The 17341-nt window shown below is 45.0% G+C and carries 18 protein-coding genes; 14 read left to right on the top strand and 4 right to left on the bottom strand.

Annotation, left to right across the window (positions count from 1 at the left end):
- Window positions 1-17 precede the first annotated feature (17 nt).
- Complete coding sequence (locus ACYQ28_RS10380; RefSeq protein WP_460050166.1) at window positions 18-2390, top strand: DUF1631 family protein; 2373 nt, start codon at window positions 18-20, stop codon at window positions 2388-2390.
- A gap of 6 nt (window positions 2391-2396) precedes the next feature.
- Complete coding sequence (locus tag ACYQ28_RS10375) at window positions 2397-2768, top strand: PilZ domain-containing protein (RefSeq protein ID WP_460050168.1); 372 nt, start codon at window positions 2397-2399, stop codon at window positions 2766-2768.
- An 86-nt stretch (window positions 2769-2854) separates the two neighbouring features.
- Here the strand turns inward: ACYQ28_RS10375 and hemL are convergent, their stop codons facing one another.
- The 3 genes from hemL to hemJ all read right to left on the bottom strand — a co-directional run bounded on the left by hemL (window position 2855) and on the right by hemJ (window position 6860).
- Complete coding sequence (gene hemL / locus ACYQ28_RS10370) at window positions 2855-4135, bottom strand: glutamate-1-semialdehyde 2,1-aminomutase (protein WP_460050170.1); 1281 nt, start codon at window positions 4133-4135, stop codon at window positions 2855-2857.
- An 85-nt stretch (window positions 4136-4220) separates the two neighbouring features.
- Window positions 4221-5042 carry a bifunctional hydroxymethylpyrimidine kinase/phosphomethylpyrimidine kinase gene (gene thiD, locus ACYQ28_RS10365; protein WP_460050172.1) on the bottom strand — a complete coding sequence of 274 codons (822 nt, stop codon included), beginning with the start codon at window positions 5040-5042 and terminating at the stop codon, window positions 4221-4223.
- Window positions 5043-6437: 1395 nt separating this feature from the next.
- The gene (gene hemJ / locus ACYQ28_RS10360) at window positions 6438-6860 is read right to left on the bottom strand and encodes a protoporphyrinogen oxidase HemJ (protein WP_460050174.1); all 423 of its coding nucleotides are present in this window, start codon (window positions 6858-6860) and stop codon (window positions 6438-6440) included.
- Window positions 6861-7040: 180 nt separating this feature from the next.
- On the opposite strand from hemJ, the gene nrdR reads away from it, so the two are divergent.
- The 11 genes from nrdR to ACYQ28_RS10305 all read left to right on the top strand — a co-directional run bounded on the left by nrdR (window position 7041) and on the right by ACYQ28_RS10305 (window position 15304).
- The gene (nrdR, locus tag ACYQ28_RS10355; protein WP_460050176.1) at window positions 7041-7502 is read left to right on the top strand and encodes a transcriptional regulator NrdR; all 462 of its coding nucleotides are present in this window, start codon (window positions 7041-7043) and stop codon (window positions 7500-7502) included.
- A 78-nt stretch (window positions 7503-7580) separates the two neighbouring features.
- Window positions 7581-8714: a bifunctional diaminohydroxyphosphoribosylaminopyrimidine deaminase/5-amino-6-(5-phosphoribosylamino)uracil reductase RibD gene (gene ribD, locus ACYQ28_RS10350; RefSeq protein ID WP_460050178.1), complete on the top strand. Its 1134-nt coding sequence runs from the start codon at window positions 7581-7583 to the stop codon at window positions 8712-8714.
- Window positions 8715-8727: 13 nt separating this feature from the next.
- Complete coding sequence (locus ACYQ28_RS10345) at window positions 8728-9390, top strand: riboflavin synthase (RefSeq protein WP_460050180.1); 663 nt, start codon at window positions 8728-8730, stop codon at window positions 9388-9390.
- Between the two features lie 85 nt (window positions 9391-9475).
- Complete coding sequence (ribBA, locus tag ACYQ28_RS10340; protein WP_460050182.1) at window positions 9476-10600, top strand: bifunctional 3,4-dihydroxy-2-butanone-4-phosphate synthase/GTP cyclohydrolase II; 1125 nt, start codon at window positions 9476-9478, stop codon at window positions 10598-10600.
- A gap of 193 nt (window positions 10601-10793) precedes the next feature.
- Window positions 10794-11264, top strand: coding sequence for a 6,7-dimethyl-8-ribityllumazine synthase (gene ribH, locus ACYQ28_RS10335; protein ID WP_460050184.1), 471 nt, complete (start codon window positions 10794-10796; stop codon window positions 11262-11264).
- Between the two features lie 29 nt (window positions 11265-11293).
- The gene (nusB, locus tag ACYQ28_RS10330; RefSeq protein WP_460050186.1) at window positions 11294-11737 is read left to right on the top strand and encodes a transcription antitermination factor NusB; all 444 of its coding nucleotides are present in this window, start codon (window positions 11294-11296) and stop codon (window positions 11735-11737) included.
- A 103-nt stretch (window positions 11738-11840) separates the two neighbouring features.
- A complete protein-coding gene (gene thiL / locus ACYQ28_RS10325) occupies window positions 11841-12803 on the top strand; it encodes a thiamine-phosphate kinase (RefSeq protein ID WP_460050188.1) in 963 nt (320 codons plus the stop codon).
- Between the two features lie 78 nt (window positions 12804-12881).
- A complete protein-coding gene (locus ACYQ28_RS10320; protein ID WP_460050190.1) occupies window positions 12882-13370 on the top strand; it encodes a phosphatidylglycerophosphatase A family protein in 489 nt (162 codons plus the stop codon).
- A 130-nt stretch (window positions 13371-13500) separates the two neighbouring features.
- The gene (locus ACYQ28_RS10315) at window positions 13501-14172 is read left to right on the top strand and encodes a TIGR02281 family clan AA aspartic protease (protein ID WP_460050192.1); all 672 of its coding nucleotides are present in this window, start codon (window positions 13501-13503) and stop codon (window positions 14170-14172) included.
- Window positions 14173-14194: 22 nt separating this feature from the next.
- Window positions 14195-14809, top strand: coding sequence for a GTP cyclohydrolase II (ribA, locus tag ACYQ28_RS10310; protein WP_460050194.1), 615 nt, complete (start codon window positions 14195-14197; stop codon window positions 14807-14809).
- Between the two features lie 144 nt (window positions 14810-14953).
- Window positions 14954-15304: a DMT family protein gene (locus ACYQ28_RS10305; RefSeq protein ID WP_460050196.1), complete on the top strand. Its 351-nt coding sequence runs from the start codon at window positions 14954-14956 to the stop codon at window positions 15302-15304.
- Between the two features lie 86 nt (window positions 15305-15390).
- Here the strand turns inward: ACYQ28_RS10305 and ACYQ28_RS10300 are convergent, their stop codons facing one another.
- Window positions 15391-15807 (bottom strand): type I restriction endonuclease subunit R, EcoR124 family, encoded by a 417-nt coding sequence (locus ACYQ28_RS10300; protein WP_460050198.1) that lies wholly within the window; start codon window positions 15805-15807, stop codon window positions 15391-15393.
- Between the two features lie 95 nt (window positions 15808-15902).
- Between ACYQ28_RS10300 and ACYQ28_RS10295 the strand changes: the two genes are divergently transcribed.
- Window positions 15903-16556, top strand: coding sequence for an IS1595 family transposase (locus tag ACYQ28_RS10295; protein WP_460050200.1), 654 nt, complete (start codon window positions 15903-15905; stop codon window positions 16554-16556).
- Window positions 16557-17341 lie beyond the last annotated feature (785 nt).

Raw genomic sequence — 17341 nt, 5'->3', positions numbered from 1 at the left:
TGATAAAGGCGAACAAAGTGCCCAACGACGATATGAATAGTAGTAATCCGTTATCCCAAACCAATCAGACCGCTGCTCAGCTAAGCAATGCTGAAAAACAACTCGTCGCGCGCTTAAAGTCCTGCCAAAAAATCACCTGTGACTTTACCGAAGATCAATTTAGACCCTTTTATAACGCTCTAGACGAACGTATTGCTCAAGCAATACGCAACGCAAGCACCAACGCAGAGCAACGCTACTTTTACGATGTTCAGCGTCATCTAAGACACAACATCGAAGAACTTAAACGTCACCTTATCGGTTATATTGGCGAGTCCTTTGTTAAATTTAAATCCGGTAATCTCGATACTCACGCCAATATCAATGAAAAAACCAATTTGTCGTTGGTTGAAAATGAAGCGCTAGAAGAAGAAATTGCCATCAGCTCTGCGGCCCGACGCGCAGACACAAAATACGTAGAAATACTGTGGTCAATACAAAAACGCTTCTCCGAACTGATTAACCAACAGCCCGTCAATGACAGCAACAATCCCGTCGCACCTATTCAGTTTTGCGACGCTTTACGGCGAGCATTAGGTGTTTTAAAGCTTGAATCAAAAGTTAAACTGCTTGCTTACGAAGAATTTGAACGCACTTTTACTAACGAATTAGAATCTCTGCTTGAGCAAATTAATCGTTACTTAGTCGGTGAAGGCATTCTTCCAGAACTCAATTTTCATCAACAAGGCAGCGCCCAAGTGGCCAAAGCCGTTGCTGCCTCGGAATTCGACACCAATATCGAAGCCAATGGCGACTTCGAGTCGGCTTATTTGCAAGCTCAACAAAATAATCCGGAAGCAAGCTTAAAAAATCAGACTAATTTAATGCGCGCTATCCGCGAGATTCAAAACTTCGGCGCCCCAGAACCCACTTCGCAGGCTCCGCAGCCAACTCATTTTGCCAACCCGGTGCCCTTGCAATCACTCATAGGTTTTAACGGCAACTTTGCGGCACTCAACCAAGCAAACTTGTCTGGAGGTTCACCCCCAGTTATGGGCGGTGCCGCCGGTGGTCGCCACATGCAAGTCATCACCAACCAGCAGTTGGTTGGTGCTCTGCAAGCCATGCAGGAACAAATTTTAAATATCCGCCAAGCTGGCGTAGAAGCCTTGCAACCTGTAGATGTCGCTGCGGTTACTGCACAATTGAGTGAAGAGCTCGCGAAAGAAAATAAGGATGGCGCCGTTGAAGGCAAGGACATGCACGTTATCGAGCTGGTTGGAATGCTGTTCGATTACATGCTTTCCGATGATTGCCTTCCCGATAACATCAAGGCGTTGTTGAGCTACCTACACACGCCCTATTTAAAAGTAGCCTTTATGGACCCAGAGTTTTTCGAGCAGGCCGAGCATCCCGCACGCTTGTTACTTAATAATCTCGCCGAAGCTGGGGTACGCTGGGTTTCTAATGATGGCTCCAATCAGTACGAGATTTACGACAAAATCAAAGCCATTGTTTCTAGTATTCTCGAAGAGTTCAAAGACGACGTTAAACTCTTTGCCGAGTTGTTAGTGGAGTTTAGCTCGTACACGAAAAAGATTTTGCGCAAACAAGAACTCATGGAAAAACGTGCCATGGAAAAAGTCCATGGTGAAGAAAAACTGCGTGAAGTTAAAATTCGCGTTAACGCAGAAGTAAGAAAACGTACCGACGGTAAAGAAATGCCATCGGCGGTATTGTTGCTGTTATTGCAACCTTGGTCAGATTATTTGTCATTCATACTGCTGCGCTTTGGCACCGAGTCTGAACAATGGCGTCGAGCGGTAAGCGCCGTTGACGACGTGATCTGGGCGGTCGCCCCCAAGCAAAGTGCCAATGAGCGAGCTCGACAAATGGAAATGCAAGCTGAGCTTTTGGATTATTTAGAAGCCGGTTTAGAAACCATTGGTTACGATCAGGTTAAGGGTCGCAAACTCATCGATGCAGTAACCGCTCTTCAAAAAGCTGCGCTCGCACAAAAGACCGTAGAAGTTGCACCGGCGCCAATGCGATCTAAACTTGAAGCGATGGCAGAGAAAAAAGCGGGTACACCTGTTCAAGCCAAAGAAAAACTCTCTGAAGACGAGGCTCGATTAGTTGAGAGCTTGAAAATGATTGAGTTTGGAACCTGGTTTGAATTTGATAAAGGCCGCCGATTGAAAGTCGCTTGGTATAACTCGAAAACATCGCACTACATGCTTGTCGATCAAACCGGCAAAAAAGTGGGCATGAAAACCGGGTTAGAATTAGCCAGAGACATGATCGCCAGGAAAGCCCGCGTGATCGTTGGCAGTACCAAACCCTTTTTTGAAAGAGCACTGGAAAATATTTTCGAAACCATGAATACCAAAAAGGCCAGTGCCGGAGCCTAATTTGCCATGACTCGCGAACCCGATAATGCACCGCGAGATAAGGAACGTCGAAAAAAGAAACGCCATATATTAAGAGACAACGTTGAAGTAGTCTCTACGGATCACCAACCGCTCGGCAGAATTGCCGATGTTCATGAAGAAGGCTTCATGACCTATGGCGCCACCGAATTGGAAGTGGGAGAAGTTTACGATCTGATCTTCTATTTGCCCGTCAATACGCTAAAACAGTCAACCGTTGAGCTGTCGGCCATCTGTCTTTGGCAGAGTATAGCGATGAGTTCTGAGCCGGAATCTTTTTGGCACGGATTTCAGATCACACGTATTTCACCAAAATACCAAGACGTTTTAGAGCAAATCATAAAAGTACAAAGTTATTAAAAGACACCGATTCAACTGAACGCCTTAAACAAAAAAAGCTGCCAGTGGGCAGCTTTTTTATTATTCGCAGTTCAATGAAAAATACATCACAAGCTTTTCATGACTTTCTCGCACGCATCTAACGTAAACTGAATATCGTCATCCGAGTGAGCTGCTGACATAAATCCAGCTTCATAAGAAGCAGGTGCAAGATAAACACCTTCTTTTAACATGCCATGGAAAAAGCGATTAAATTTTCCGGTATCACACGCCATTACCTGCTGGTAATTGGTGATTTTGTCTTCTTCGGTAAAAAAGAAACCAAACATACTACCGGCAGAGTTCGTGGTAAAAGGCATCTCAAGCTTATCGGCAACTTCGCGCATACCGGCGACTAATTTATCGGTAGAGGCGACGAGCTTGTCATAAAATCCGTCTTGCTGAATTAAGTTGAGATTAGCAAGACCGGCCGCCATGGCTACAGGGTTTCCAGATAGAGTACCCGCTTGATAAATTGGACCCAAAGGTGCGATCTGCTCCATTACGTCGCGTCTGCCACCAAATGCTCCAACCGGCATACCACCGCCGATAACCTTGCCCAGCGTAGTTATATCGGCAGTTACACCATAATAACCCTGCGCGCCTTTTAGGCTAACTCGAAAACCCGTCATTACCTCATCGGCAATCAACAGTGCACCGGATTCATTACATTGCTGACGCAGGCATTCTAAGAATCCCGGAATCGGCGGAACGCAATTCATATTGCCAGCGACCGGCTCAACAATAACGCAAGCAACCTGTTCGCCGAGTTCAGCAAAGGCTTGTTTGACACCTTCGATATCGTTGTAGGTCAAGGTGATGGTGTGTTCAGCCAGAGAAGCCGGAACACCGGGAGAACTGGGAACCCCCAAGGTCAAGGCGCCAGACCCGGCTTTGATCAGCAGTGAATCACTGTGGCCGTGGTAACAACCTTCAAACTTAATGATTTTATCACGGCCGGTAAAACCACGAGCAAGACGAATCGCACTCATGGTCGCTTCGGTACCGGAGCTAACGAATCGCACCAAATCCATACCAGGAATAATTTGGCACAACTGCTCGGCAAGAGTTGTTTCGATTTCAGTCGGCGCGCCAAAACTCAAACCGTATTGAATTTTATCGATAACCGCTTGAATAACGTCGGGATGAGCATGACCAACAATCATTGGCCCCCAAGACTGAACGTAATCTACGTAACGTTTTCCGTCTACATCATACAAGTAGGCGCCTTTAGCTTTTTCAAAAAATACCGGCGTACCACCCACGGCTTTGAACGCCCGAACCGGTGAATTTACACCACCGGGAATGAAGTTTTTGGCACTTTCAAATAATTGTTCTGAACGATTCATCTCAGGGTCCTTGCTTGGGCACAAACTTAAAGACCGCTATTGTGCCACCGAAATCACAAAATTTCAGAACCTAAAGCATTCAAATCTAAGAAATAGGGTTTTCAGCCGGAACCAGAGTACGATCGGGAATAGGATTACCCATACCAATTAGACGACCACGAGCTAAGCACGACCACACGTACTTTTGCGCATTACCAACACCCACGTGCAGCGGCAGACCATGAGCAAACTCACAAGCAACGGCGGCACCAAGCGTAGAGGTGCAGCGCATTTCAGATAATGGTGACTTATCTTGATTGACGTAACTCTGAATCAATCCTCGCTGTCCATACAGTTTTCCAGAACGGACTTCACTGTAGTTCTCGGTACCGGTGATCAAAACATGCTGGCAGCCGGTTTCTAAAATCTCGGCCGCGCAGGCGTCTGCCGAATCGGCAAAATCTGATAACAAAAAGGCTTGATTGAGTGTTGCCACCGAAATGTAAGCACGAGGCAGCAGCAAAGACTTAATGGCTTCTAGAACCTCAATGGTGGAGCGCTGGTGATCGTTTACGGTCGCAAATGATTTGGGTTCTACAATCAAGGGGATATCGGGGTAATCAACCAAAACCGAATGAAGTGCCTCGACATTTTCTAGCGAACCTAAAAAACCAGCTTTAATGACTTTTACCGGAATATCCTCCAGCAGGGTTCGCATCTGTTCCAACACCAGCTCCGACGAGGTTGGAACAATTTTTTTAACTTCGCGAGTATCACAAACAAAAGTTGAGGTCTGCACCGTTAACGACTGGCAATGCAACGACATGCAAGTTTCGATATCCGCCTGTAATCCTCCAGCACTGCTAGGATCGTGTCCGTTCAAACACAATATAACTGGAATATTAGCGCGTTCTAGCGACTTTAACATTTTATAGCCTCAAAGCTCAGACATTTGGGTACAGAATAAAACCGGCAAACTCGAAAAACGGACAGATGATAAGAACCACCCGTAAGACAGACTTTAATAAATTATCGTTTACTTTGGTTTAACTTCGACATTGAAAATAAAAAGAACAATATTCATTTTTTAGATAACTGCAAAATAATCGATTTATAGCAATAAGATTATTGAGCCGACTTTAAAAATTTGAATTTTGTACTTCCATTTTAGAAAAAAAACACAGGCCTCTTGCCAGTGGACTTTCTGAATAATTTTGGTAGTACTCAAAGTCTAGCCGATCGTGAACAATTGGTTTACACCTTAAAACCTCAATTACTAATGAATTCATCGCTAATTTAGCGAAGAAAAAATACTCAACAACGTACCCGAGAATTCACTAGCGTTTAAATTCGTATAAGTACTTACAAATAAGTATTTTAGCGACTTTATCTAGAAATCCAGCCCGGCCTATGATAGCGATTAAAGTACGTACTCGTTATTCATTTTTCAAGAGAAGGGAATCAATCTCTAGTTTAAGCTGCTACAAAAAAATGCTTAAAATTGTTCATCCCGCACTATTTTACGCAATCGCAAAGAGTAAAACCTTTGTCCGCTTAGCAAAAAATTAACCTCAAAATATTTATTTGAGCAGCCACGCCAAACTTTTGTGAAAAATGCAAAAAATTTATACAACATTCAACACGGGTTTATACATCTAATATTACTTAATGCCGAATTTAGACAAATATTGAACGAACGAGAAAAAATCCCCAACATACCAATCAGGTAACTATCAGGTTTATAAAAAGAAACTTTGATAAACTCAGACTTTATTCAAGAACGCACCAGAGACACAAGCAAATGTAGAGACACAGGCAAATGTCGCTAATTTCAAAAACGATAAGGGATTGAAATTGTATAGAAACAGGAAGCGGTTTAGAAACAGGAAGTGGTATAGAAACAGAAAGTTGTATAGTAACGGGAAATAGGATTGTCAATTTCTACACCCTGATTAAATCATGGAAGAGTTAATCAAAGCTTTCTATAGTTTCCGACAAAATTTAACAACACAGCTCGGTTTTACGCAAAATCCCCAAAATTATCCTCCCAACGACCGCGATTAATTTTAGAAAATTGACCTACAAACTGTAGCTGTATTGCTGATAAATTCGAAATACTGGCTTTCAAATTTAGAAACAACTGAATTCCATTCTAAATAATCGTTCATATTTACTGCTCAGTGCATCCATTACAACGTCTAAAAAACCACTTAGAAAAAATCAAAAAAAAAGCCTGAATTGACCTTCAGGCTTTTAAAAAAATAATCATTTAAATAAATTGATAACCGTTAAAACCGCGGTTCTTGAGTTTTTTACGTTTTCTCTAGAATGGTCTTACCACCACTAATATTACGATGGCTAACAAAAAGAGGACTGGCACTTCATTGAACCAACGAAAATACACATGGCTTTTGGTATTTTCATCGCGTGCAAATCTTTTTAAATGAGCGCCACACATATGATGGTAACCAATCAATAAAACCACCAAGGTTAATTTAGCGTGCATCCAACCCGACGAAAAATAATAACTCGCATTAAATGTGAGCATCCAAATACCAAAAATAAGTGTACCTAACATACAAGGCGTACCCATGCCTTTGTATAACTTGCGTTCCATCACCTTGAATCTTTCTTTACCGGCCTCATCTTCACACATCGCGTGATACACAAATAACCTTGGTAAATAAAAAAGTACCGCAAACCAGGCAATCACAAAAAATATATGAATCGCTTTAACCCAAAGCATTAATTTCCCCCTTAAACACGAACACAAACTTAAAAACTGCAATTTAGGCTTATGATTTACATACGATCAATCGCCACTAAGTCACTAGGGTTGTAAAGACTGATATAGTCTGAATTCCCCGAGAATGTGGTAGTATGGTAACTGTTTTGTCGCCTATTATCCTAAAAAACCCAAATTATTATGCACTGTCCTTTTTGTAGCGCCGAAGACACCAAAGTCATCGATTCCCGCTTGGTCGCCGAGGGCGATCAGGTTCGTAGACGCCGTGAATGCATGTCGTGTAGGGAACGATTCACAACCTACGAATTGGCGGAGCTGTTAATGCCAAGGGTTATTAAAAATAACGGTATTCGCGAACCCTTTGACGAAGCCAAACTCAGAGCCGGTTTGCTCAGAGCGTTAGAAAAACGCCCGGTAAGTACCGAGCAAATCGAATCGGCCATTGCTCAAATCAAACATTATTTGCAAGCCACTGGTGAGCGAGAAATTAAATCACTCATTATTGGTGAGCGTGTTATGCAGGCACTGCGTAGTTTAGATGAAGTTGCTTACGTACGATTTGCCTCGGTGTATCGACGTTTCAAAGATTTGAATGAATTCCGCCAAGAGATCGACCGCCTCGAAAAGAAAGAACCGTCTTAAGCATTTACAGATTCGTTCGGCACTGCGCCCAATACTCGCTCAATTCATTCTTAAAATTTGATAACGCAACATTGCATCATGGCAATTACCAACATCGATTACGAATTTATGGCCAGAGCTCTGCAATTAGCAGAGCGTGGTTTATTAACAACATCGCCCAATCCCAGAGTTGGCTGCGTAATTACCCACGGTGAGCGCATTATTGGCGAAGGCTTCCACATTGAGGCCGGAACCGGCCATGCCGAAGTCAATGCGCTGCAATCTATCGATGCAAGTGATACCAGTGTTGGTGCCACCGCTTACGTAACCTTAGAGCCGTGCAGTCACCACGGCAGAACCGGGCCTTGCTGTGAAGCCTTAGCAACGGCAGGCATTGCGCGAGTGGTGTACGCCATGACCGATCCAAACCCATTGGTTGCAGGTCGTGGTATTCGCTATCTTGAGCAACAAGGTATTCAGGTCGATGGCCCAGTTTGCGAATCACAAGCAATGGCGCTGAATCCGGGCTTTATCAAACGCATGCAAACCAATAAACCGTTTGTACGCCTAAAACTCGCCATGAGTTTAGATGGCAGAACGGCCATGGCCAGCGGTGAAAGCCAGTGGATCACCGGCCCCAAGGCGCGCGCCCAAGTACAAAAACTGCGCGCACGCAGCTGCGCCGTGGTGACCGGTCACAGCACCGTCACGGCGGATAACGCACGCCTCACGGTGCGCGTCTCAGAATTACCCGAACAAACCTACGCGCCCTTAAAAAATCACCCCCAAAGTCGAGGCATGAGACGCCCACTGCGAGTGGTGCTGGATTCCAACGCATCGCTCAGCGGCCACGAAGATTTCTTTCACGAACAAAGCGAATGCCTTTGGGTGACCGCTGGCGCCAAACCCGCACACATATTGCCAACCATCGAATGGAAGACACTGCCATCGAAAAGCGGCAAAGTCGATCTCAACGATCTGCTCGACGATCTCGCTTCACGTCAATGTAACGAGGTGTTGGTGGAGTGCGGCGCAACCCTTGCGGGAAGCTTTATCGAGCAAAAACTTGTCGATGAGTTGGTTATATTTGTTGCACCGGTCATATTGGGTTCAAGCGCCCGGCCACTGCTGCAATTGGACATTCAATCGATGTCAGACAAGCTCGAAATGGACATCACAGATATAAGAGCCGTCGGCCAAGATTGGCAGATCACGGCGAAACCAAAGCCTTAATCGGACCTATTTTATGTTTACAGGTATCATCGAAGCGGTGGGAGAAGTCGCCGCATTGGAGCCCAAATCGGGCGATTTACGCGTTAGAATTAAAACCGGAAAACTCGATCTCTCCGACGTTCAACTGGGCGACTCCATTGCCACCAACGGCGTGTGTCTAACCGTGGTTGATCTACCGGGAGATGGCTACTGGGCCGACGTGTCAGTAGAAACCATCGCCTTAACAACGGTCAAGCAATGGAAAATTGGCTCAAAGGTTAACCTTGAAAAAGCGTTGATGCCGCAAAGCCGTTTAGGCGGTCACATCGTCAGCGGCCACGTTGATGGTTTAGGTGAAGTTATCAGCCGTGAAACCGAAGCCCGTGCCGAACAATTTCGCATTCGCGCACCACAAGAATTAGCCAAATACATCGCTCACAAAGGCTCTATCACTATTGATGGTACCAGCCTGACGGTTAACGCCGTGTCGGGCAACGAGTTTCAACTTACCATTGTGCCACACACCATCGCCGAGACCATTATCGGCACCTATAAAACCGGCACAAAGGTCAACCTAGAAGTGGATGTTATTGCCAGATACCTAGAGCGGCTACTCACCGGTGGTACTGAAAACCATAACAATCACTCAAAAATCGATATAAACTTTCTCGCCGAGCACGGCTTCGCCAAAAACTAGGCGACACGAAGCAGGCTTTTACGCGCCAGCTCGGTTACAATGCCGGCAAAAACCATAACTTATAAATTCGTTTAACGAGCAAGCTATGCAACTAAATACCGTAGAAGAACTGATCGAAGATATCCGCCAGGGTAAAATGATCATTCTCATGGATGACGAAGACAGAGAGAACGAAGGCGACCTTATCATGGCCGCCGACATGGTACGTCCACAAGACATCAATTTTATGGCGACTCACGCCCGTGGACTTATCTGCTTAACCCTTACCGAGCAACGCTGCCGCACCCTTGAGTTACCCTTAATGGTAACCAACAACCAAGCAGCGCACTCAACCAACTTTACGGTATCGATTGAAGCCGCCGAAGGTGTTACCACCGGTATTTCCGCGGCCGATCGCGCGCGTACCGTGCGCGCTGCGGTTTCACCCACCGCGGCTGCTCGTGACATAGTGCAACCGGGCCATATTTTTCCGTTGATGGCGCAACCGGGCGGCGTATTAAGTCGCGCAGGCCATACCGAAGCAGGTTGTGATTTAGCACGTCTTGCCGGTCGTGAACCTGCCTCGGTGATTGTTGAAGTGATGAACGAAGACGGCACCATGGCGCGCCGTTCCGATCTCGAAAAATTCGCTAAAACTCACAACCTTAAAATTGGCACCATTGCCGATTTGATTCATTACCGTTCGGTAAAAGAGCAAACCGTTGAGCGCACCAACGAGCGTAAAGTCGATACCGTTCACGGTGAGTTTAACCTTTACACCTATCGCGATTTGGTTACTAACGAATACCACTTTGTACTGGCCAAAGGTGACATTGATCCCGAAATTCCAGTACCGGTGCGCGTTCACGTGTTAAATACTGCCCGCGATATTTTGGGCATTCTTCGCGAGACCGATAAAAAATACAGCTCTTGGACGCTTCAAGACGCCCTTTCCTACGTTCAAAGTGAAGGTTCAGGCGTTGTGGTGTTGATTTGCCACTCAATGTCTACCCAAGACATCGAAGAAAGCATCGATTGGTTACTCAGTGGTAAACAAAGCCAACCGCCGGGCAACGCGGCCTATCGCCAAGTGGGTGCAGGCGCGCAAATGCTGCGCGATTTGGGGGTGCGTAAAATGAATATTTTATCGGCGCCACTGCGGTTCACAGCGCTTTCTGGGTTTGACCTAGAAGTGGTTGACCGAGTGGATGCACCAACGCCAAAACCCTAAGTATTTTTAAAAATTCTAAGTATCTTTAAAAATTCAAAGTATCTTTAAAAATTCAAAGTATCTTTAATTGACCGAGGCTTTCTCGTTAACGTATTAAAGCAGTCGCATTAACGTATCGAGTCAGATGCGTGAACGTAACAGAGTGAGGCTCGGTCGCCTAACAATCAATAATAAGTGTTTAAGAGAATTTTTCATGAGTGATATTCACGTTATCGAGGGCGATTTTCGCTCCGTCAATGGCAAATACGCACTAATCGTTAGCCGCTGGAACAGTTTTGTTGTTGAAAGTCTTAAAGCAGGCGCACTAGATGCATTAAACCGCCACGGTGTTGATAAAGAAAACATCACCATCTATTACGTACCCGGTGCGTTTGAATTTCCGTTAATGGCGCAAAAAATTGCTGACAGCGAAAAATTTGATGCCATCATTGCACTAGGTGCAGTGATTCGTGGCGGCACACCTCATTTCGACTATGTAGCCGGCGAATGTACCAAAGGTTTGGCGCAAGTATCGCTTTCCAGCTCAATTCCAGTGTCGTTCGGTGTACTAACCGTAGACTCAATTGAGCAGGCCATTGAGCGATCTGGCACCAAGGCGGGCAACAAAGGCGAAGAAGCTGCGTTAACCGCCCTTGAGATGGTTTCTGTTTTGGCTAAAGTTTAAGTTTAGCGGTTGTTTTTATAGGTATGACAATGAACGTTTCACCAGCAGCGCGACGCAAAGCGCGCCATTATGCCATGCAGGCACTTTATCAATGGCAAATGGCGGGTTCGGCTTTAAATGTTATCGAAGCTGAATTTCGCGTTGACTACGATATGAAACCGGTTGATGTGCAGTACTTTCACGAGTTACTGCACGAAACTCCGGCCCAGCTCGATGAACTCGAAGCTATTTTTAGCAAACATCTGCAAAGTCGTGCACTCAAAGAGCTCGACCCAGTGACATTGGCCCTGCTACGCATGTCCACGTACGAGCTTAAAAATCGCATCGACGTTCCTTATAAAGTTGTTATCAATGAAGCGGTCTCGCTCGCGAAAAAATTTGGTGCCGCCGATGCGCATAAGTTCATCAACGGTGTTCTCGATAAAACGGCGCTAGAATTGCGTAGCGTAGAAGTAAAGGCCGACACGCAATAATCGATACTCAACACACTCTGGTCTGGCTGCACGTACACCTCTCAAACATTAACCGATGAGAACCGCAGCCAAATCTTTCCCACTGTCGAATCGGTAACTCACTATGACAACTATTGGCGAATTCGAATTAATCGAACAGTTCTTCGGTGGTCAGTTTGCATCCTACGGAGTCAACCTAGGCATTGGCGATGATTGCGCACTGTTGACTGTGCCACCAGAGAAACAGCTTGCGGTTTCTATCGACACGCTAATTGGCGGCTCCCATTTTCCAAGAAACGCAGACCCAGAACTCATTGCCGAACGTGCGTTACGAGTTTCAATTTCTGATCTCGCCGCCATGGGTGCCGATCCCATGTGGATCACCCTTGCCTTAACAATACCGTCGGCAGAATCCAGCTGGTTGTCAGGATTCAGTCGCGGCTTGTTCAGAGCCGCTGAAGAGTTCAACGTATCATTGGTCGGCGGCGACACAACTCGCGGGCCGCTGGCGATAACCTTGCAGGTTCACGGCAGCGTATCACCCGATAAATCCATGCTGCGCTCCAACGCCCGCGTGGGTGATTTGGTATTTGTTACCGGTACCGTTGGCGACGGTGCGGCGGCGCTTGCCGTCATTAAAAAAGAGCTAGAAGTTGGCAAGTCGGCCTTCAGTTATTTTATGGGTCGCTACTACACACCAAAGATTCTCGTGCGCCAAGCACAAGCATTGGCAACGGTCAGCCGCTGCGCCATTGATGTTTCCGACGGTTTGCTCGCCGACCTTGGCCATATTTGCAAAGCCAGTGGCGTCGGAGCCGTGATTGAGGCCGAACGCCTGCCGTTATCCGACCCGCTACGCAAACTCTGCGACCCAGATACAGCTCTTAACTGGGCACTTGCCGGTGGCGACGATTACCAACTGTGTTTTACCGTACCACCGGCAAAAATCGCTCGCTTAGAAGAAATTCAAGAACAACATCAAATCGAATTCACCGCCATTGGCGAAATAGTGCGCGGTGACGAGTGTGTATGCTTAAGTGGTGGCAGAGTCGTAGTTCCGGAAAAAACCGGATACAAACATTTCTAAGCGAATACAAACATATCTAAGATTGTGGCGGTGTAATCACAAGCCTACATCGCCAACCTCAAACCTATAAGAATTCCTGTGGTAAAACCTAATTTTAAAGACATTTGCCGATCACCTTCGTTATTTTTAGCGTTCGGTCTAGGCTCGGGGCTTGCCCCAAAAGCTCCCGGAACCTTTGGTACCCTTGCCGCCATTCCATTTTATTGGCTGTTTGCCGACCTTCCTTTAGCCATTTATCTGAGCATTATTGTATTTACTTCGGTAATTGGCGTTTGGATATGCCAGGCCGGTAGCAATTATCTTGATGTACACGACCACCCAAGTATTGTGTGGGACGAGTTTGTTGGCTATTGGATTACCATGATTGCCGCACCCAGTGGTTGGGCGTGGATTGTGGCAGGATTTGTGATCTTTAGAATCTTCGATATCCTCAAACCTTGGCCAATCTCTTGGGCAGACAAAAATACAAAAGGTGGATTAGGCATAATGACCGACGATATTCTCGCGGGAATATTCTCTTGGATTACTCTGCAACTGTTGGCGCAACTGGATTATTCAACGTTTTAACCTGAAAAAGTTATCGACTTGTTGCGATAGCGCGCGTAAGTCCAACACTGAACGTAGTAGAATGGGTCTGCTGTTAAGTAACCTGCAAAACATGATTTAGCTTTCGAAACGGAATCTATCGGTAAATCTTATGAGAGTACTGACACGAAAAGTCCTACAACGCTACCAATTACCAGTCACACTTGCGTTGCTAGCACTGTTTTTAACTAACTCCAGTTACGCCACCAGCGTGCAGGTGAACGGACTGTTTTCAGGTTCGGCGGTAGTTACTATTGATGGCAAACAGCGCCTACTCAAACAAGGAATGACCAGCGCCGAAGGTGTAAAACTCATATCGGCAACCAGTAAACAAGCTGTATTGGAGTTTAATGGTGAACGCCATACATTAGGGATTTCACAACAAATCTCTTCTGGATTTCAAAAAGCTGAAATTCAGCAGACCAGAATCCCTGTTGGTCGTGGCGGCCACTACTTCACCTCGGGCCAAGTTAATGGCCGTCGGGTGGATTTTTTGATCGATACAGGCGCAACACATCTCGCCTTTAATAAGCAAACCGCCATCGATCTGGGCATTAATTTCCGGGCAGGTAAAGCCTCATCGGCCAGTACCGCCAACGGGGTTGTGCCCATTTTTATTGTCAATTTAGAAAGCGTTTCCGTGGGTGGAGTTACAGTGCACAATGTCTCTGCCTCGGTACATCTCGACGGCTCGCCGTCCATCGCCTTGTTAGGAAATAGCTTCTTAAAACAAGTTGATATGAGTACAGAAAACGGAGTGCTTCTATTAAGTACCAGCCGTTAAGAGGCTTCATTGAGGAAAAGCAGTGACCATTGAATATATAGAGTCGTGTAAATTACCAACCCCCTGGGGCATATTCGATATGCACGGCTTTTTAGAAAAAGAAACACAAAAAGAACACGTGGTCTTAACCATGGGTGACATCAAAAATGGCGAACCCGTATTGGCAAGAATACATTCCGAATGCTTAACCGGAGACGGCCTATTCAGCCTACGTTGCGACTGTGGCGCACAACTGCAAGCTGCGTTGCACAAAATCGCACAAAAAGGCCGTGGTGCGGTATTTTATTTACGACAAGAAGGTCGCGGTATTGGCTTGTTAAACAAGATTAGAGCCTACCATTTGCAAGACGCTGGCGCCGACACCGTAGAAGCCAACGAAGCCCTAGGCTTTGGTGCAGACATGCGCCGCTACGACATTTTAAAACCCATGCTTGAGCACTTTGGCATTAAAGAATTACGCTTAATGACCAACAATCCGCGCAAAATTCATGCATTAAAAGAAATTGGTATCAACGTAACCGAACGACTACCTCACGAGACTGGCCGCAACCCACACAACCAAAAATATTTAGAGACTAAAAAAGGCAAACTTGGCCACATGTTTGACCAAGCAAATAGCGAAGAAAACCCGGAATAAACCGAACCGCTGCAAACATCAACTGCCCGAGACGTTAATAACCCAATTCCCAACTTGCCAACCGATCTCTGATTAAATCAAACCCGAATTAATCAGAGACTCTCTCTTAAAGCACAACCCGTTGCAGGTAAACCAAAAGCAATCATGCATCCCATATTAATATCCATAGGGCTACTGCTTTGCAGTAACGTCTTCATGACCTTTGCGTGGTACGCACACCTTAAAGAACTCAACAACAAACCTTGGTTACTCGCAGCTCTTTTTAGCTGGGCCATCGCCCTACTTGAATATCTCTTTCAAGTCCCAGCCAACCGAATTGGATACAGTGTATTAACCGTTGGACAACTCAAAATCATCCAAGAAGTCATTACACTCTCGGTATTTGTACCCTTCTCGGTCATGTACCTTAAAGAACCTCTAAAACTCGATTACCTATGGGCAGGACTTTGTTTAATAGGCGCCGTTTACTTTATGTTTCGCAGTAAATTCTCTTAAAGAAACTTTGGCTAAGTTAGAGATCACTTTGATCAACGCAGAAATCAATTAATTAGCCATTATTTTCCAAAATTTATCGCTGACACTTAGCACCAAAAAACACTTCCAACAACGCCTTTAAATTTTTCCACCAACGCAGCGATTCGCTCAAATACACTCTGCTTTTTGGTGAGATATTTAGGATTTAACGGACTCATTTTGGGCAAAATAGAATTTAATTCTGTTCCCGCATCACTGGCGTATTCACGTTTTAGAGAACCTAAAATATAACGCTTCGCGGCTTCTTCATTTAACGTCTCCGCTTTAATTAGCTCTTGAGCTTCACGCTTTTGTTCTGCTTGCGCGAAAGTAAAAAATGCTTCGATTACACTCACTTTATCATTCAACTCATCCAGATTAGTTTGCTGAATAAAATCGTCACAGGAATTCGTTTTTTTATGGGATTGAGGCGACTGATAGCGGTAAATTGCGAGATCTGATTTATCCGGTAAAGTCGAAATCAATGGAAGTTATTTGCTGAGAATACAAATCACATTGCGTTGAGATTTTTTTAGGGGCTGAAGTAGCTAAGAGCAGCCTAGAGGCTACTCTAAAGCTCATGTATACAAGAAAAAGCCGGTTAACACCTAGGCAACAAAGTAGGCTTATAGAATATTTTGTCGTTGGAGCAACTGCTCGGGCGACGGCTGAAATGCTTGGAGTACAATCCAATACAGCCATTCGCTTTTTTATGCGACTAAGGCAGCTGATAGCCAGTAAATTGCCGAGATACGATTTATCTGGTGAAGTCGAAATCGATGAAAGCTATTTTGGTGGAGTACGTAAAGGCAAGAGAGGTCGAGGCGCTGGAGGTAAAATAGCAGTTTTTGGCCTATTAAAAAGGGGTGGGAAGGTTTTTACCGTAATTATTCCCAGCGCCAAAACTGAAACTCTGCTACCCATTATCAATGAGAAAGTTACACCTGACAGCATTGTCTACACCCATACATTTAAATCTTACAATGCTTTGGATGTGAGTGATTTTCATCATCAGAGGATTAATCATTCGAAATTATTTGCTGATAATACAAATCGTATTAATGGAATCGAGAACTTTTGGAATCAGGCTAAACGCCATTTACGAAAATTTAATGGAATTAAACAAGATAATTTTTATTGGTTTCTTAAAGAGTGCGAATGGCGCTTCAATGGAAGAGACCACCAAACTCTACTAAAACAGCTAAAATACTGGTATAAAACGACAAAACACTAGCTCTTAGCTACTTCAGCCCCTTTTTTTAAATCGGGCTAAACGATATTCAAGAAAGCTCAATGGAATTAAACTAGAGGAAACTCTGATTAAATCATGGACGAGTTAACCTGAGGTTCTTAGATAGTTTTTAATGGTTTATAAGTTAGATTGAAAAATTCGGCCCTGCTATTTTCCAAATAGCAGGGCTCCAAAATCCCTCCGCTTCGGCCCCGCTTAGCTGCTCCGCAGCTGCTTGGGCCTGCGCTCTAGGGTTTCTGACTGGAACTTGAGCTCATAGACCTAGGGATAAACGCAGGCCAAGAAAGTCGAGGCGCTTGCAATACGACTTGGAAGCAATCCTCAAGTGTTGATAGAGATTTCCATTAGCCTTGTCGCTATAGATTAACTGGTAAATCGTTTCATGGTGCAAACACACGATCTTTTAGGACTGAATAGGCAATCCACAACCTGTTGAGGACTTAGCTCTTGGTGTGTTAGAACCGTAGTCTAAAATTTTAATATATCCATTAACTTAATCGCTTTATAAGCTTCTGTTCTTCGAGTATAACTGAGCCGTTGCGTCTAATCTGGTCGATAACTTCTCCGGCCATTGTTGCGCTTCAGTTCTTGACTAATCGTTGAAGGACTGCGTTTTAATTGATGGGATTAAGTAAGAATTTAATGATGATTACGACAAAGAAAAAAACCAAAAAATCCATATCAATCAATCGCGGTTTCAAGTAATAACTGCAATTTCATAACGCAGCGAGTAAATCAACTCGCTGTCCCATAAATAATTCATTAGG

The organism is Sessilibacter sp. MAH1 (assembly GCF_054658315.1).
The sequence above is the reverse complement of the archived record's forward strand: the minus strand, read 5'-3'. Positions and strand labels throughout refer to the sequence as shown.

Coding starts and splice junctions, on each gene's coding strand:
- nusB (WP_460050186.1), top strand. CDS start 11,294: ATGAACGTTTCACCAGCAGCGCGACGCAAAGCGCGCCATTATGCCATG.
- ACYQ28_RS10345 (WP_460050180.1), top strand. CDS start 8,728: ATGTTTACAGGTATCATCGAAGCGGTGGGAGAAGTCGCCGCATTGGAG.
- ACYQ28_RS10315 (WP_460050192.1), top strand. CDS start 13,501: ATGAGAGTACTGACACGAAAAGTCCTACAACGCTACCAATTACCAGTC.
- hemJ (WP_460050174.1), bottom strand. CDS start 6,860: ATGCTTTGGGTTAAAGCGATTCATATATTTTTTGTGATTGCCTGGTTT.
- nrdR (WP_460050176.1), top strand. CDS start 7,041: ATGCACTGTCCTTTTTGTAGCGCCGAAGACACCAAAGTCATCGATTCC.
- thiL (WP_460050188.1), top strand. CDS start 11,841: ATGACAACTATTGGCGAATTCGAATTAATCGAACAGTTCTTCGGTGGT.
- ACYQ28_RS10305 (WP_460050196.1), top strand. CDS start 14,954: ATGCATCCCATATTAATATCCATAGGGCTACTGCTTTGCAGTAACGTC.
- hemL (WP_460050170.1), bottom strand. CDS start 4,135: ATGAATCGTTCAGAACAATTATTTGAAAGTGCCAAAAACTTCATTCCC.
- ribH (WP_460050184.1), top strand. CDS start 10,794: ATGAGTGATATTCACGTTATCGAGGGCGATTTTCGCTCCGTCAATGGC.
- ACYQ28_RS10295 (WP_460050200.1), top strand. CDS start 15,903: ATGTATACAAGAAAAAGCCGGTTAACACCTAGGCAACAAAGTAGGCTT.
- ribBA (WP_460050182.1), top strand. CDS start 9,476: ATGCAACTAAATACCGTAGAAGAACTGATCGAAGATATCCGCCAGGGT.
- thiD (WP_460050172.1), bottom strand. CDS start 5,042: ATGTTAAAGTCGCTAGAACGCGCTAATATTCCAGTTATATTGTGTTTG.
- ACYQ28_RS10375 (WP_460050168.1), top strand. CDS start 2,397: ATGACTCGCGAACCCGATAATGCACCGCGAGATAAGGAACGTCGAAAA.
- ribD (WP_460050178.1), top strand. CDS start 7,581: ATGGCAATTACCAACATCGATTACGAATTTATGGCCAGAGCTCTGCAA.